This is a genomic window from Amycolatopsis thermoflava N1165 (genome assembly GCF_000473265.1).
Taxonomy (GTDB): Bacteria; Actinomycetota; Actinomycetes; order Mycobacteriales; family Pseudonocardiaceae; genus Amycolatopsis_E; species Amycolatopsis_E thermoflava.
Map to the genome: position 1 here is coordinate 4,969,517 of NZ_KI421511.1, position 15,506 is coordinate 4,985,022.

General features: G+C 70.3%; 13 protein-coding genes. 4 read left to right on the forward strand and 9 right to left on the reverse strand.

The genetic code is table 11. The features are described 5' to 3' along the window. Positions 1 to 126: 126 nt before the first annotated feature. Positions 127 to 2,631 (reverse strand): DEAD/DEAH box helicase, encoded by a 2,505-nt coding sequence (locus tag AMYTH_RS0124465; protein WP_027932517.1) that lies wholly within the window; start codon positions 2,629 to 2,631, stop codon positions 127 to 129. Between the two features lie 108 nt (positions 2,632 to 2,739). Between AMYTH_RS0124465 and AMYTH_RS0124470 the strand changes: the two genes are divergently transcribed. Then, positions 2,740 to 4,002, forward strand: coding sequence for a hypothetical protein (locus AMYTH_RS0124470; RefSeq protein WP_027932518.1), 1,263 nt, complete (start codon positions 2,740 to 2,742; stop codon positions 4,000 to 4,002). 4 nt (positions 4,003 to 4,006) lie between these two features. Here AMYTH_RS0124470 and AMYTH_RS0124475 read toward each other — a convergent pair whose 3' ends face one another. After that, entirely contained in the window at positions 4,007 to 4,768 is a 762-nt protein-coding gene (locus AMYTH_RS0124475; RefSeq protein ID WP_027932519.1) for an amidohydrolase family protein, read from the reverse strand. A 67-nt stretch (positions 4,769 to 4,835) separates the two neighbouring features. Between AMYTH_RS0124475 and AMYTH_RS0124480 the strand changes: the two genes are divergently transcribed. Then, a complete protein-coding gene (locus tag AMYTH_RS0124480) occupies positions 4,836 to 5,198 on the forward strand; it encodes a MerR family transcriptional regulator (RefSeq protein ID WP_027932520.1) in 363 nt (120 codons plus the stop codon). Here AMYTH_RS0124480 and AMYTH_RS0124485 read toward each other — a convergent pair. Both AMYTH_RS0124485 and AMYTH_RS0124490 read right to left on the reverse strand, forming a co-directional pair. Beyond that, positions 5,164 to 6,357: an MFS transporter gene (locus AMYTH_RS0124485; RefSeq protein ID WP_167344607.1), complete on the reverse strand. Its 1,194-nt coding sequence runs from the start codon at positions 6,355 to 6,357 to the stop codon at positions 5,164 to 5,166. The genes AMYTH_RS0124480 and AMYTH_RS0124485 overlap by 35 nt on opposite strands. 78 nt (positions 6,358 to 6,435) lie before the next feature. Further along, positions 6,436 to 7,536 (reverse strand): adenosine deaminase, encoded by a 1,101-nt coding sequence (locus tag AMYTH_RS0124490; RefSeq protein WP_027932522.1) that lies wholly within the window; start codon positions 7,534 to 7,536, stop codon positions 6,436 to 6,438. 216 nt (positions 7,537 to 7,752) lie between these two features. Between AMYTH_RS0124490 and AMYTH_RS0124495 the strand changes: the two genes are divergently transcribed. Both AMYTH_RS0124495 and AMYTH_RS0124500 read left to right on the forward strand, forming a co-directional pair. Continuing rightward, positions 7,753 to 8,901 (forward strand): coiled-coil domain-containing protein, encoded by a 1,149-nt coding sequence (locus AMYTH_RS0124495; RefSeq protein ID WP_027932523.1) that lies wholly within the window; start codon positions 7,753 to 7,755, stop codon positions 8,899 to 8,901. Positions 8,902 to 8,967: 66 nt separating this feature from the next. After that, complete coding sequence (locus AMYTH_RS0124500) at positions 8,968 to 9,342, forward strand: VOC family protein (protein ID WP_027932524.1); 375 nt, start codon at positions 8,968 to 8,970, stop codon at positions 9,340 to 9,342. A 575-nt stretch (positions 9,343 to 9,917) separates the two neighbouring features. Here AMYTH_RS0124500 and AMYTH_RS0124505 read toward each other — a convergent pair. Genes AMYTH_RS0124505 through AMYTH_RS0124525 form a run of 5 tightly spaced genes read right to left on the reverse strand, consistent with a single transcriptional unit; the run spans position 9,918 to position 15,466 of the window. Continuing rightward, positions 9,918 to 11,192, reverse strand: coding sequence for a thymidine phosphorylase (locus AMYTH_RS0124505; RefSeq protein WP_027932525.1), 1,275 nt, complete (start codon positions 11,190 to 11,192; stop codon positions 9,918 to 9,920). Then, positions 11,189 to 11,578 (reverse strand): cytidine deaminase, encoded by a 390-nt coding sequence (locus AMYTH_RS0124510; RefSeq protein WP_017986775.1) that lies wholly within the window; start codon positions 11,576 to 11,578, stop codon positions 11,189 to 11,191. The genes AMYTH_RS0124505 and AMYTH_RS0124510 overlap by 4 nt, the downstream gene beginning before the upstream one ends. Continuing rightward, positions 11,578 to 12,849 carry an ABC transporter permease gene (locus tag AMYTH_RS0124515; protein WP_017986774.1) on the reverse strand — a complete coding sequence of 424 codons (1,272 nt, stop codon included), beginning with the start codon at positions 12,847 to 12,849 and terminating at the stop codon, positions 11,578 to 11,580. Before AMYTH_RS0124515 ends, AMYTH_RS0124510 begins: the two co-directional genes overlap by 1 nt. Next, positions 12,846 to 13,937: an ABC transporter permease gene (locus AMYTH_RS0124520; RefSeq protein WP_027932526.1), complete on the reverse strand. Its 1,092-nt coding sequence runs from the start codon at positions 13,935 to 13,937 to the stop codon at positions 12,846 to 12,848. The genes AMYTH_RS0124515 and AMYTH_RS0124520 overlap by 4 nt, the downstream gene beginning before the upstream one ends. Then, complete coding sequence (locus AMYTH_RS0124525) at positions 13,934 to 15,466, reverse strand: ABC transporter ATP-binding protein (protein WP_017986772.1); 1,533 nt, start codon at positions 15,464 to 15,466, stop codon at positions 13,934 to 13,936. Before AMYTH_RS0124525 ends, AMYTH_RS0124520 begins: the two co-directional genes overlap by 4 nt. Positions 15,467 to 15,506 lie beyond the last annotated feature (40 nt).

Sequence of the window (15,506 nt, forward strand, 5' to 3'; positions counted from 1 at the left end):
ACTGATGCCGTGCGGCGCGGCTGGCGGTGCCTGGTGTGGACGGTGCTGCCCGCGGTGCGGCTGGCGGTGCCCGGCGCGACTAATGCCGTCCGGCGCGGCTGGCGCCGCCCGGTGCGGCGACCGGCCTCAGAGCTGGTCCACCGCCGTCACGCGGACCACCGCTGCGCCGGCCTCGTCGGAGGCCGGGAGGTCCACCTCGGCGCTGATGCCCCAGTCGTGGTCGCCCTCGGGGTCGTCGAAGATCTGCCTCACCCGCCAGACCTCGGGCTCCTTCTCGATGATCAGCATCGCCGGGCCGCGGGCGTCCGCGCCGGTTTCGATCCGGTCGTGCTGCTCGTAGTAGGCCTCGAGCGCGGCTTCCCACTCGATGTCGTTCCAGCCGGACGCCGCGTCCAGCTCCCCCAGCTCCGCATACGCGCGCCGGGCCGCCAGTTCGACCCGCCGGAACATCTGGTTGCGCACCAGCACCCGGAACGCCCGCTCGTTGCCCGTGACCGGCGGCGGCTTCTCCGGCAGCCGCTCCGCAGGCAGCGGCTCCTCCCCCGGGTGCCGCAGCGCCTCCCACTCGTCCAGCAGGCTCGAGTCGACCTGCCGCACCATCTCGCCGAGCCACGCGATCAGGTCCTCCAGCGGCTCGGTCTTCGCCTCGTCCGGCACCGTCCGCCGCAGCGCGTCGTACGTGTCCGCCAGGTACCGCAGCACCAGGCCCTCCGACCGCGCCAACGAATAGAAGTTGATGTACTCGACGAAGTTCATCGCGCGCTCGTACATGTCCCGCACGACCGACTTCGGCTTCAGCTCGTAGTCGGCGACCCAAGGGTGCCCGCGCCGGTACGTCTCGTACGCCGCCTCCAGCAGCTCCTCCAGCGGCTTCGGGTACGTCACCTCGTCGAGCAGCGCCATCCGCTCCTCGTACTCGACGCCCTCCGCCTTCAACGCCGCGACCGCCTCGCCGCGCGCCTTGAACTGCTGCTGCGACAACACCGGCCGCGGGTTCTCCACTGTGGACTCGATCACCGACACCACGTCCAGCGCATACGTCGGCGACTCGGTGTCCAGCAGTTCGATCGCGGCCAGCGCGAACGGCGACAACGGCTGGTTCAGGGCGAAATCGAGCTGCAGGTCCATCGTCAGCCGCACGATCCGGCCCGTCGAGTCCGGTTCGGACAGCCGCTCGACGACCCCCGCGGCGACCAGCGCCCGGTAGATCGCGATGGCCCGCCGGATGTGCTTGCGCTGCGACGGCCGGTCCTCGTGGTTGTCCTCCAGCAGGTGCCGCATGTGCTCGAACGCGTTGCCCGGCCGCGAGATCACGTTCAGCAGCATCGCGTGGCTCACCTGGAAACTCGACGTCAGCGGCTCGGGCGGCGACGAGATCAGCCGCTCGAACGTGCTCTCCGTCCAGTTGACGAACCCCTCCGGCGCGTTCTTGCGGACGATCTTCCGCTTCTTCTTCGGGTCGTCGCCCGCCTTCTGCAGCGCCTTCGCGTTCTCGATCACGTGGTCCGGCGCCTGCACGACCACGTACCCGTCGGTGTCGTACCCGGCCCGGCCCGCGCGCCCGGCGATCTGGTGGAACTCGCGTGCCTTGAGGTGCCGCTGGCGCACCCCGTCGTACTTGGTCAGCGCCGAGAACACCACCGTGCGGATCGGCACGTTGATGCCGACGCCGAGCGTGTCGGTCCCGCAGATCACCTTCAGCAGCCCGGCCTGCGCGAGCTGCTCGACCAGCCGCCGGTACTTGGGCAGCATGCCGGCGTGGTGCACGCCGATGCCGTGCCGAACCAGCCGTGACAGGGTCTTGCCGAACCCGGCGGAGAACCGGAAGTCCCCGATGGCCTCGGCGAGTGCGTCCTTCTCCGCGCGCGTGGTGACGTTGATGCTCATCAGGGCCTGCGCCCGCTCGATCGCGGCGGCCTGCGAGAAGTGCACGACGTACACCGGGGCCTGTCCGCCGGTGAGCAGCTCGGTCATCGTCTCGTGCAGCGGGGTGAGCGCGTACCGGTAGGTCAGCGGCACCGGCCGCTGCGCCGACGTGACCACCGCGGTAGTGCGCCCGGTGCGGCGGGTCAGGTCCTTCTCGAAGAAGGTGACGTCACCGAGGGTGGCCGACATCAGCACGAACTGCGTGTTCGGCAGCTCCAGCAGCGGCACCTGCCACGCCCAGCCGCGGTCGGGCTCGCTGTAGAAGTGGAACTCGTCGGCCACGACCTGGCCCACCGGGGCGTCGGCACCGAACCGCAACGCGATGTTCGCCAGGATTTCCGCCGTGCAGCAGATGATCGGGGCATCCGGGTTGACCGCGGAGTCGCCGGTCATCATCCCGACGTTGTCGGCGCCGAAGATCTCGATGAGCTGGAAGAACTTCTCCGAGACCAGCGCCTTGATGGGGGCGGTGTAGTAGCTGCGCTTGCCGTGGGCCATCGCGGTGAAGTGCGCACCCACCGCGACCAGGCTCTTTCCCGAGCCGGTGGGCGTGGACAGGATCAGGTTGGCGCCGGAGACGACCTCGATCAGCGCCTCTTCCTGCGCCGGGTACAGCTCGAGCCCGCGTTCGGCCGTCCAGGCCGAAAACGTCTCGAACAGCGTGTCGGGATCCGGATCCGCTGGTAGCAGGTCTGTGAGCGTCATCGTGGGTACCATCGTGCCACCCGCGGCCGGAGAGCAGATGGGGCCCATCGCGGCCGGTCCCGTCAAGCCGTAGGCTTCCCACACACAGGTGTAATCCGGAGGGCTGGCATGGCACAGGACATCGTCCCGATCGAACTCGGGCTGCCGCAGGGGGACCTGGTGACCCTGTGGGCCCCGCGCTGGCGGGAGGACGGTGAGGAGTGGGAGGCCTTCCTCGGCGACGAGGAGGATCTGTACGCCTTCCCCGACGCCGCGCACCTGGCCGCGTTCGTCCGGACCGCCGAGCAGCACGACCTGATCGACCACCCGGCGTGGAACGCGGTCCCGGCGCTGAACGTGCCGGAGCTGATCCCCGACGACGACCACTCCTACGACCTGGTCGGCGTGCCCGAGCTGGTCGCCGAGGACCCGGACTCGTGGACGATCAGCGAGCTGGCCGAGATCGTCGGCATCGTGCGCTCGCTGGCCGACGTGTGCGAGCTCGACGAGGTCCACGAGGTGCTCGACGCCACCGAGGGCTTCTCGCTGCTGGAGCAGGGCCGCCTGCCGTTCACCGGCCGCGAGGGCGAGCGCCTGTGGAACGACCTGTCCGAGGCCGTGTCCGAGAAGTGGGACACCGTGCTGGACGCCATCGACGGCCTGGTCAAGGTGCCGGACGTGGACGCCGGTGTGCTCGAGCAGACCGCCGAGGAGCTGGCCACCTTCCTGGAGGAGTCGGCCGAGGCCGAGGTCGAGTCCGAGCAGGCCGACGAGGACCTCGACACGGTCGAGAGCGCCGACTCCGACGACGAGGAAGAAGAAGAGGACGTCCCGGTCGGGTTCTGGGGCGAGGTCGGCATCGACCCGATCAAGATCATCACCGCCGGCGACGAGTACTACTCGCTGCGGTGCTACCTGGACGACGAGCCGGTCTTCCTGGGCAGCGACGGCCGGATCGACGTGTTCAAGTCGGAGAAGGCGCTCGCGCGCGCGCTGGCCGACTCCGCGGCGTTCGCCGACAACGACCTGGCCGAGGTGTCCACTTGGGACGAGGTGCTCGCCAAGGCCACCGCGGGTGAGCTGGAGGTCGAGGTCGACACCGAGAACACCTACGTGCTCGCCGGCCTGGACGAGGACCTGGCCGAGGGCCCGGACGCGATCGACCCGACGCAGCTGGACCTGGCGGTCGAGCTGCTCACCGACGCCGCGGACTGGGCGGGCGACGACACGGTGGCCGCCGCACTGTCCACTTCGGAGAGCCTCGGCTGGCTGGTGTCGTTCGTGCTGAAGCCGGACCCGAGCCGGCTCGCGCCGAGCGCGCCGTTCGACACCGAGCAGAGCGAGTGGCGCAAACTGGTGGAGGCCTTCGAGAACCGACTCCGGGTCCACTGACGCTTCACAGGCCGAGCAGGCGCGCCGCGTTCCCACCGAGGACCGCGGCGCGCGCTGTTTCCGACGGCGTGACGCGCTCGACCAGCGCGCGGGCCGGCACCGGATCGCCGTAGGGCGCGTCCGAGCCGAACAACGTCCGGTCCGGCACCTCCGCGATCGCCAGCCGCACGGAGAACACCAGGCTCGCCGTCGACAGCTCGAGCCAGAGGTTGGGCGTCTCGCGGACCAGCTCGATCGCGGCGATCCAGTGCTCGCCGCCGAGCTGGCTGATCACCAGCGGCGTCCGCGGGTACTTCCGGGCGAGCGCGCCGATGGTCGCCAGGTCGGCGGCGGTGGCCGGGGCCGCGCCGTGGACCACCACCGGCAGGTCGCCTGCCGCGCGCAGCACCGGTTCGAGCAGATCGGCGCGGCCGGGCGGCGGGGTCAGCTCGCCGATGCCGCGCCACTTCCGGCCCGCCTCCTCGACCGCGGCCGCCACCTCAGCCCCGGGCCGCATCAGGTCCACCGAGCCGAAGCCGACGAACCGGTCCGGATGCGCGGCCACCGCGTCGTCCAGTTCGCGCAGGGCCGCGGCCCGGCCTTCGCCGCTGCCGGCCAGGCTCTGCGACAGCACGGCCATCTCCCCCTTCAGCTCGTCCAGCGTCGCCGCGCGTTCGGGGTGCGGACGGGTCGCGAACAAGATCGCTTTGTCGACACCGGCTTCGTCGAGGAGGGCGAGGTGCTTCTCGACGGGGTCGTGAACGTGGCTGTGCGCGTCGATGATCAAGGTCTTCCTCCGGGAATCGCGGTACTTCCGGCAGTGTTGATCCCTGACATGGTGGGAAGGTCAAGTGATGCTGATCGGTGAACTCGCCAGGCGCGCCGGGACGACCGAACGGCTGCTGCGGTACTACGAGCGCGTCGGGCTGCTGACCGCTCAGCGCCGCGACAACGGCTACCGCGAGTACGACACCGGCGCGGTCGAGCGCGTGCGGCAGATCCGCGAACTGCTCAGCGTCGGCCTGCCGACCAGGGAGATCCGCCGCATCATCGACTGCGCCCACCCCGACGGCACCCTGGACGCCTGCCCCGGCGTCCTCGACACCCTGCGCGCCCGGCTCACCGAGCTGGACGCCCGCGCGGCGGAACTGACCGCCGCGCGGGCAGCGCTCCGTCAGGCCATCACGACGACCGAGTCTCGGCTCGGACCGGTGTAAGCCCGACTGCCAGCACCGGGAACACCGCGGCGACGCAGAACGCCAGCGCGTAGCGCGAGTCGCCGATCACCAGGCCCAGCAGGGGTGGTGTGAGGGACGCCGCGATGTTCTGCGCCGTGTTCTGGGTCCCCATCGCGCGCCCGGCCCAGTCGATCCCGGCCAGCTCCGCGGACGCGGTGAACCCGAGCCCGTTGTCCGCCACCGTGATCACCGCGGCCAGGACCAGCGCGAACAGCACCACCCACATCCAGCTCACGTCGCCGACGGCGACCAGCAGCATGACCGCCGCGCTCGCCACCGCCAGCTGCCGCATCGGGCGCAGGCGGCTGCCCACCCGGTCCGACCAGTAGCCCGAGGCCAGCCTGCCGACCGCGCCCAGCACCTGCACCGCGGCCAGGAACCAGCCCGCCGCCAGCGCACTCCAGCCGTGCGCCGACACCAGGTACACCGGCGCGAACGCGGACACCGCGAACTGTGGCACCACCAGCAGCGCGCTCGCCCCGTGCAGCCGCCACAGCGTCGGCGTGCGGTACGGCGACGCCGGCTTCGGCGCACCGGGCTTCTTCTCCGGCCGCGGCGGGTCGATCACCAGCCACGCCACCAGCGCGGCGACCACCAGCCCGAACACCGCCGGGAACAGCACCGCGGACCGGAAGCCCCAGTGCTGCGCCAGCGGCGGCAGGGCCAGCGCGGCGACGCCGACGCCGAGCGGCTGCGCGGTCTGCCGGACGCCCATCGCGGTGCCCCGCTCGTCCGGGCCGAACCAGCCCATCACCGCGCGCCCGCTGGCCGCGTTGACCGACGCGGTCAGCGCCCCGGCGAGCAGGAACAACGCGAACAGCACCCCCGTCGACGGCGCGGCCAGCGAGGTGACCAGCAGCAGCGCCGACGACGCGCCGAGGCCGATCGCCATGACCAGGCGCTCGCCGTAGCGGTCGGCCGCCGCGCCCCAGACGATCAGCGTGAACAGCAGGCCGATGCTGGGCGCGGCGACGATCGTGCCCGCCTCCGCGAGCGTCAGCCCGGCCGCGCGCATCTCCGGCACCAGGAACGGGATGCCGTAGAGGAACGAGCAGCTCGCGGTCTGGGCCGCGAGGCCGAGCGCGAGGATGCCCCACCGGCGCCTACTCCTCGTGTCCAGCCCTGCTGCCCGGCTCATCGCGACCATCCCAAGATGTGAGAGCTTGTTCTTACATCTTGGACCTTACTTGCCGACGCTAACGATCACAAGGGGCTTTCAGACCAACTCGGCGTAGCCCGGTTTGATCACGTTGTTGATCAGGTCGAGCCGTTGATCGAAATCGAGGAACGCCGACTTCATCGCGTTGATCGTGAACCACTGGAAGTCGGACCACCCGTAGCCGAACGCGTCGGCGAGTGCGGCGAACTCGCTCGACATCGAGCAGCCGCTCATGAGCCGGTTGTCGGTGTTGACGGTCACTCGGAAGCGCAAGTCCGCGAGTAACCCGATCGGATGGTCGGCGATCGACGCCGCGGCGCCGGTCTGCACGTTGGAGGACGGGCAGATCTCCAGCGGGATGCGGCGGTCGCGGACGTAGCTCGCGAGCCGGCCGAGGTGGACCGTGCCGTCCGGATCGCGTTTGATGTCGTCCACGATCCGCACACCGTGCCCGAGTCGTTCGGCGCCACAATGCTGAATCGCCTCCCAAATGGAAGCGAGTCCGAACGCCTCACCGGCGTGAATGGTGAAATGCGCGTTATTGGTGCGCAGATATTCGAATGCGTCGAGGTTGCGAGTGGGCGGGAATCCGGCTTCCGGTCCCGCGATGTCGAACCCGGCCACTCCGGAGTCCCGGTAACGCACTGCGATCTCGGCGATCTCGGCCGCCCGGGCGTGCTGACGCATCGCACACAGCAAAGTACCCATTCGGATGACTTTTCCCTGCTGAGCGGCTCGACGCTCACCCTCCGCAAACCCCGCCTGGACGGCCTCGACGACCGCGTCCAGCGACAGGCCGCGCTCGACGAACAACTCCGGCGCGTAGCGCACCTCGGCGTAGACCACGCCGTCCTCGGCGAGGTCCTCCACGCACTCCGCGGCCACCCTGACCAGCGCTTCTTCGGTCTGCATCACGCCACAGGTGTGGGCGAAGGTCTCCAGGTAGGACTCCAGGGAGCCGGAGTCGGCGGCGTCGCGGAACCAGCGGCTCAGCTCGGCCACGTCCGTCGTGGGCAGATCGCGGTACCCGAGGGCGTCGGCCAGTTCGATCACGGTCCCCGGACGGAGTCCTCCGTCGAGGTGATCATGGAGCAGGACCTTGGGCACCCGCCGGATGTTTTCCATGGTCAGGGGCACTCTGGTGGCGTTGTCGGACATGCTCCGACGGTACCCCCGCGACGGTCACCTACATGGACGCGCGCGGTGGCGACTCTCAGCCTCCAGTCAAGCTTCAGACCGCCGCCCGGCGGCTCGCATTCGGCCGGTCGGGGTGACCACGACGTTCCCGCCTTTACGGGGGCGATACCCAGAGCAATTCCGCAATGGTTAAGCTTCGCCCACGTCCCTCTTTCCCCGCCGACGAAGGACACCGAAGTGACCACTGATAACCACATTGGAGCTCCGTCCTTCGACCGGATGCGCAACATGCTGGTGCGCGCGGCCGAAGTCCGCGAGAGCGAGCAGCAGCAGATCTTCGACGCGCTCGACGACATCTACGCGCGGCTCGCTCCGGTCGACTCGTTGGGCGCCGTGCGCAAGCGGCTGTCGGAGCTGCCCGACCGCACCGAGGTCGGCGTGCTCGCCGAGCGCCTGGACGAGGCCATGTCGCGCCTGGAGGCGCAGGACAACGCGCTGGCGGACCTGGCGCGCGCGGTGGAGAGCATCGTCGACAAGCTGGCGAAGCCGTTCGCCCAGCTCGACGGCCGTCTCGACGGTGTGGCCGCCCGCTTCGAGGGTGTCGCGGGCCGGATGGACGGGCTCGAGGACAAGCTGGAGAACATCCACCGCCGCCTCGACGACCTGAACGGGCACCTGGACAAGCAGGACGCGAAGCTCGAGGCGCTGCCGCAGGCCGTGCACGGCCCGGTGAAGGAGCGCATCGAGATGGCCGAGTCCATCCTGCGCGACCGGGTCGACTCGGGCCTGGGCGAGCTGCGCGAGCGGGTGGACAACGGCGTCGGCGAGCTGCGTGAGCGGGTCGAGAACGGCCTGTCCGACCTGCGCGGCCGCGTGGACGAGGCGGACAACCAGCACCGCGAGCGCGTCGAGGCGGCCACGCAGGCCCTGCGCGGCGCGATCGACGAGACCGGCGAGATGCTGGACCCGACCGAGCGGCTGGAAGCGCTGTCCGCCCGGCTGGAGCAGATCACCGGCCGCCTGGACGACCTGGGCAACCGGATCGACAAGGTCGACGAGGGTGTGGCCGCGCAGTTCGGCGACCTCGGCGGCGCGGTCAAGAGCGGTTTCTCGCGGGTCGAGGGCACGCTGTCCAGCCGCCCCGACACCGACTCGGTGGGCTCCCTGGTGCGCCGCAGCAACGAGGAGTCGGAGCGGCGCATCGGCGGCCAGCTCGACGAGGCGATGGCGACGTTCGCGGAGCTGATGCTGGGTGGCGGCCCGTCGGTGCCGCAGATCGCCCCGCCGCCGCCCGCGCAGCGCCAGCCGCGCCGGGCCCGCAACGGCCGGGCGCCGAAGAACGCCGACGTGAAGCCCAAGTCCGAGGGCGACGACACCGAAGCCTGAGTTTCTCGTGGATCGGCCCCGGGCGTACGGCATGCCCGGGGCCGTTCTCGTGTCTAGGCTCGGGGCATGTTGCGGTTGGGAATCCCGGTGCTCGGTGTCGACGACCTCGCGAGGGCCGAGGCGTTCTGGACGGAGGCGCTCGGCCTGCACGTGACGAGCGAGTGGGGAAACGCGAACTGGCGCACCCTCAGCGGCGACGATGGTCCGGTGCTGGGGCTGATGCGCAGCGAGACCCCCGTGCAGCGCCATCCGCGGATCCACCTCGACCTGTTCGTGGAGTCGGCGGACGAGCAGGCCGCCGAGGTGGACCGCCTCGTGGGTTTGGGGGCATCGAAGGTGGAGTGGGATCGCTACCCGGAGGACCCGGACTTCGTGGTGCTGGCCGACCCGGAGGGAAACGTGTTCTGCATCGTGGACCTGGGCCACGATGCAGCCAGCTGAGGGCGGCTCTGCGGGGTGTTCGAACCGCAAGCCGGCAACGCAAAGCAAGCGACTACCCCAACCAGACCTCCCCCACCAGCGACACGCAAGCCGGCAACGCAACAGCACCGACCATCGAACCAGACCTCCCCCGCCCCCGATCCACAGCCGATCTTTAGTCGCCGACCAGGCGTGTCAAGGCACGCTTTCCCGCCTTGACACGCCTGCTCGGCGACTGAAACACAATCAGGCATCGGGGGCGGGGGTGGTCGGAAGGTGACCATTTGAGCGCCGTGAGGCGCTGTTTCCGCGCGAAGGCGCGGCTTTAAAGATCAAAAGAAGTCCTCGCCGGACGGGCAGGCTCCGGGATGACCAGGGGTTGGGTGCCTCGTCCCACCTTGGGCGGGTGGTCGCCGGGTGGTCATCCCGTCGCCTTCCGGTTTGTGCATATCACCTTGAGCCAGGGCCGCAAGCTTTGTGTTCTCGGCCGCCGGACCGAGCGCGGGTTGCGGCCCTGGCTCAAGGTGATCGTCACGTGTCAGGCGACGGGATGACCACCCAGCTACCTTGTGTTTTTAGCTCTGGCTTCGTGCCGCTCAGTCGATGCGGTGCAGGATCAGGTTGACCGGTTCCGGGGGTGTGTCGGTGATCTGGACCGCCTTGCTCAACGCCTCCAGTGCGGCCGGCACCGCATCCGGGGTGTCCGTGTGCAGTTCCAGCACGGGCTGTCCTTCGGTCACCTGGTCGCCTGGCTTGGCCAGGCACCGGACACCCGCCGCGTGCTGCACCGGATCCTCTTTACGCGCCCGCCCGGCACCCAGGCGCCAGGCAGCGACGCCAACCGCATAGGCGTCCAAAACAGACAGATAACCCGAGGACGGTGCGGGGAACACCGTGACGTGCCCAGGTTGCGGCAACGGCGCGCCAGGATCGCCGCCCTGAGCAGTGATCATCCGGCACCACGTCTCGTAAGCCTCACCGGAAGCCAGCACCCGAGCCGGGTCCACCGAGATGCCCGCGAGTTCCAGCATTTCCCGCGCGAGGGCCACCGTCAGCTCGACCACGTCCGCCGGCCCGCCGCCCTGCAGCACCTCGACGGCCTCGGCGACCTCCACCGCGTTCCCGACGGCGGACCCCAGCGGCGTGTTCATGTCCGTCAGCAGAGCCGTCGTCGCCACGCCGTGCGCCGAACCGATCTCGACCAGCGTCCTGGCGAGCTCCGACGCCTGCTCGCGCGACTTCATGAACGCCCCGGACCCCGTCTTCACGTCCAGGACCAGGCCGGCCGAGCCCTCCGCGATCTTCTTGCTCATGATCGAGCTGGCGATCAACGGCACCGACTCGACCGTGCCCGTCACGTCCCGCAGCGCGTACAGCTTCCGGTCCGCCGGGGCCAACCCGGACGTCGCCGCGCAGACGACCGCGCCGACCGAGTTCAGCTGGGCGGTGATCTCGTCGACCGACAACGAAGCACGCCAACCGGGGATCGACTCCAGCTTGTCCAACGTCCCGCCGGTGTGGCCGAGGCCGCGGCCGGACAGCTGGGGCACCGCCGCGCCGCACGTGGCGACCAGCGGGGCCAGCGGCAAGGTGATCTTGTCGCCGACCCCGCCGGTCGAGTGCTTGTCCACGGTCGGCCGGTCCACGCGCAGCGACAGCCGGGTTCCGGAGTCGATCATCGCGCCGGTCCAGGTCGCCGTCTCCCGCGCGTCCATCCCGCGCAGGAACACCGCCATCGCCAGCGCGGCCATCTGCTCCTCGGCCACCTCGCCACGCGTGTAGGCGTCCACGACCCAGCGGATCTGCTCGTCGCTCAGCGCGCCGCCGTCCCGCTTGGCCCGGATGACGTCGACCGCCGCAAACGCTTTCACGGCAGGTCCGCGGGCCCGAACGCGTCCGGCAGCACCGAGGTCATCGGCAGGACCCCGGACGGGGTGTCCACCAGGCACGAACCGCCGCCCAGCTCGAAGATGATCTGGCGGCACCGTCCGCACGGCATCAGCAGGTCACCGCTGCCGGACCGGCACGCCACCGCCACCAGACGACCGCCGCCGCTCAACCGCAACTGCCCGGCCATCGTGCACTCCGCGCACAGCCCGAGCCCGTAGGAAGCGTTTTCCACGTTGCAGCCGACGACCACCCGGCCGTCGTCCACCAGCCCGGCGACCCCGACGTGCAGCCCCGAGTAGGGCGCGTACGCGCTCTTCGCCGCCTCGACGGCCTGAGCGCGCAGCGCCTCCCAGTCGATCTCGCCCACTAGTCCCCCTCGCCACGGCGATACCGGGCGCCGTCGGCCTTCGGCGGCCGCAGCCGTTGCGACGCCACCGCCAGCACGATCAACGTCACCACGTGCGCGGTGTACGGGGTCAGCTCGCTCGGCAGCGTGTCGTTGGACCAGTAGATCCAGTACAGGACACCGGCGCCGGCCACGCCGAGCGCCGCCGCGATCCACTGCCGCCGGATCAGCTGCACCACGACGATCACGAACAGCAGCAGCACCACGCCGTACAGCAGGGCCAGCACCGCCCGGCCACCGCCGGAAAGCTGCAGACCATCCGCGTACCCGAACAGCGCGGCGCCGCCGAGCAGGCCCCCCGGCCGCCAGTTACCGAAGATCATCGCGGCCAGGCCGATGTACCCGCGGCCGTTCGTCTGGTTCTCCAGGTAACCGCCGCCGCCCTGCAGCAGCACCAGCGAGGCGCCGCCCATGCCGGCCAGGCCACCGGAAACCAGCACGCCCAGGTACCGGTGCGCGTACACGTTGATGCCCAGCGACTCGGCCGCCACCGGGTTCTCCCCGCACGACCGCAACCGCAGCCCCAGCCGCGTCCGCCACAGCACCAGGTAGCTCACCGGCACCAGCAGGATCGCGATCATCGTCAGCGGCGCCACCCCGGTGACGAGCCCGTTGAGCAGGCCCGCCGCGTCCGAGATGAACACCCGCTGCTGGTCCTCCAGGTCGGTGAGCCAGTTCGACAGGAACGTCGCCGAGTAGGTGTCGAACGTCGGCACCGTCGGCGACTGCCGCGGGTTGCCGGACAGCGGCTCGAAGATCAGCGTCGCCAGGTACTTCGCGACGCCGAGCCCGAGCAGGTTGATCGCCACACCGGACACGATGTGGTTGACGTTGAACGTCACCGTCGCGATCGCGTGCAGCAGACCGCCGAGCGCGCCGAACAAGATCGCCGCGCCGAGGCCCGCCCACGGACCGCCGTAGTAGGCGCCCCACGCCGCACCCCAGGTGCCGAGGATCATCATGCCCTCGAGACCGATGTTGACCACACCGCCGCGCTCGGACCACAGACCGCCGAGCGCGCACAACAGGATCGGCAGCGCGAGCCGCAAAGCGGTCTGCGCGGTGTTCGTCGAGGTCAGCGTGTTGACCCCGGTGAGGTACGACGCGGTGGACAGCACCGCGACGATCCCGATCGCCCACATGGCGGCGCGGGCCCACGCGGGCAGGCGGCGCCTGCGCGGGCTCGGCGGCACCACCAGGGGCGCGGACGTCAAATCCGTCGCGGTCGTCACACCGCACCCCCTTCACTCACCGAAGCGGGACGGCCGCCCGACAGCGCGCGGCCGACGCGGCGCTGCGCGGCGGCCAGGTCGGCCCGCTTCACGATCTCGTACGCCACGACGACCGACAGCACGATCGCGCCCTGCATGATCGTCGCGATCTCCTTCGGCACGTCGACCTGCTCCAGCGACACCGCCGACTTGTCCAGGAACGCCCACAGCAGCGCGCCGAGCGCGATGCCGCCGGGGTGGTTGCGGCCCAGCAGCGCGACCGCGATGCCGGTGAAGCCGTAGCCCTGGGTCGAGGTGATGGCGTAGGTGAAGTCGCGGCCGACCAGCTCGGGGATGGCGACCAGGCCGGCCACCGCGCCGGACAGCAGCATCGCGATCAACGTCATCTTCTTCGCGTTGACGCCGCCCGCGGCCGCCGCCGTGGTCGACTCGCCGCTGGCCCGCAGCTCGAACCCGAACCGGGTGCGGTTGAGCATGAACCAGTAGGCGAACCCGATGGCCGCGGCGATGATCACGAACCCGAACAGCTCGCCGTCGCCGAGCGGGATGCTCGGCACCCGGCCGGACGGGGCGATCTCCTCGGTCTTGAGGTTGTTCCCGGTCAGCACGCCGAACTGGTCGGGGTTGATCAGGAACGCCACGATGCCGCCGACGATCGCGTTGAGCATGATCGTCGAGATGACCTCGCTGACGCCGCGGGTCACCTTGAGGATCGCGGGCACGGCCGCGTAGAGGGCCCCGGCCAGCAGCGCGACCAGGATGATGAACACGACGTGGATCACCGGCGGCAGGACCACCGCCCCGCCGACGATCGCCGCGACGACGGCGGCGAAGCGGTACTGGCCCTCGACACCGATGTTGAACAGGTTCATCTGGAAGCCGATGGCCACCGCGAGCCCGGACAGGTAGTAGACCGTCGCGAGGTTCACCGTGTCCACGGCGGTGGTGCCCTTGAACAGCTGACCGATCATGGTGCCGTAGGCCTGCAGCGGATCGGCTCCGGAGATCAGCAGTGCGATCGAGCAGATCAGCACCGAGAAGACGATCGCCAGCAGGGGCGGCAGCACCTTGGTGCGCCAGGAGGTCACGCGGCTTCCTCCGCTCCGGTCATGGCAGAGCCCAGTTCCTGAGGTGTGACGGTGGCCGGGTCGGCCTCGCTCACCAGACGTCCGCGCAGCATGACGCGGATGGTGTCGGACAGGCCGATCAGCTCGTCGAGGTCGGCCGAGATCAGCAGCACCGCGAGGCCGTCGTGCCGGGCCTGGCGGATCTGCTCCCAGATCAGCGCCTGCGCGCCGACGTCGACGCCTCGGGTCGGGTGCGACGCGATCAGCAGCACCGGGTTGCCGGACAGCTCGCGGCCGACGACCAGCTTCTGCTGGTTGCCGCCGGACAGGGCCGCCGCGGGCACCTCGATGCCGGGCGTGCGGACGTCGTACTCGGCGACGATCCGTTCGGTGTCCTTGCGTGCGCCGGGGATGTCGAGCAGCTGTCCCTTGGAGACCGGCCGCCGGGTCTGGTAGCCCAGGATCCGGTTGGCCCACAACGGTTGCGTCAGCAGCAGCCCGTGCCGGGTGCGGTCCTCCGGCACGTAGCCGATGCCGGCCTCCCGGCGGGCGAGCGTGCCGAGACCGGTCAGGTCGCGCGCGGTGCCGTCGGCGTCGACCAGCTCGATCGACCCGCCGCTGGCCTTGCGCATGCCCATGATCGTCTCGACCAGCTCGGTCTGGCCGTTGCCCTCGACACCGGCGATGCCGAGCACCTCGCCCGCGTGCACGGTGAAGGTGATGTCGTCGAGCACCGCGCGCTCGGAGCCCTCGACCGTCAGCCGCAGGCCGGACACGCGCAGCACGTCCCGGTCGGTGACGGTCGACTCGCGGGTCTCCGGGCTGGGCAGCTCGGACCCGACCATCATCTCCGCCAGCTCCCGCGAGGAGATCTTCTTCGGGTCGGCGGTGCCGACGGTGGTGCCGCGCCGGATCACGGTGACCGTGTCGGCGATCGCGCGGACCTCGTCGAGCTTGTGCGAGATGAAGATGAAGGTGAAGCCCTGGGCCTGCATGCCGCGCACCGTCTCGAACAGCGCGTCGACCTCCTGCGGCACGAGCACCGCAGTCGGCTCGTCGAGGATGACGATCCGCGCGCCGCGGTAGAGCACCTTCATGATCTCCACGCGCTGCCGGTCGGCGACGCCGAGCGTCTCGACCAGCGCGTCCAGCGGCGCGGACAGGCCGACCTGCTTCTCCAGCTCGGCCAGCTTCGCGCGCGCCGCGCGGCCGATGCCGTGCAGGTTCTCCGCGCCGAGCAGGACGTTCTCCCGCACGGTCAGGTTGTCGGCGAGCATGAAGTGCTGGTGCACCATGCCGATGCCGGCGCGGATCGCGTCCTGCGGGTTGCGCAGCCTGATCTGCTCGCCGTTGATGGCGATGGTGCCCTCGTCCGGCGGCTGCATGCCGTAGAGGATCTTCATCAGGGTGGACTTGCCGGCCCCGTTCTCGCCGCAGATGGCGTGGACCTCGCCCGACGCCACCGTCAGGTTGACGTCGGAGTTGGCGACCACGCCGGGAAAGCGCTTCGTGATGCCGCGCAGCTCGACGGCCGGTGGAGAGTTGGTCATGAGACCCCCGGAAACGGCGCACGGGGCCCGGGAAGGGATC

Excerpts from the sequence above, each read along its gene's own strand:
- AMYTH_RS0124465 (WP_027932517.1), bottom strand. The coding sequence starts at position 2,631 with ATGACGCTCACAGACCTGCTACCAGCGGATCCGGATCCCGACACGCTG.
- AMYTH_RS0124470 (WP_027932518.1), top strand. The coding sequence starts at position 2,740 with ATGGCACAGGACATCGTCCCGATCGAACTCGGGCTGCCGCAGGGGGAC.
- AMYTH_RS0124480 (WP_027932520.1), top strand. The coding sequence starts at position 4,836 with ATGCTGATCGGTGAACTCGCCAGGCGCGCCGGGACGACCGAACGGCTG.
- AMYTH_RS0124485 (WP_167344607.1), bottom strand. The coding sequence starts at position 6,357 with ATGAGCCGGGCAGCAGGGCTGGACACGAGGAGTAGGCGCCGGTGGGGC.
- AMYTH_RS0124490 (WP_027932522.1), bottom strand. The coding sequence starts at position 7,536 with ATGTCCGACAACGCCACCAGAGTGCCCCTGACCATGGAAAACATCCGG.
- AMYTH_RS0124500 (WP_027932524.1), top strand. The coding sequence starts at position 8,968 with ATGTTGCGGTTGGGAATCCCGGTGCTCGGTGTCGACGACCTCGCGAGG.
- AMYTH_RS0124525 (WP_017986772.1), bottom strand. The coding sequence starts at position 15,466 with ATGACCAACTCTCCACCGGCCGTCGAGCTGCGCGGCATCACGAAGCGC.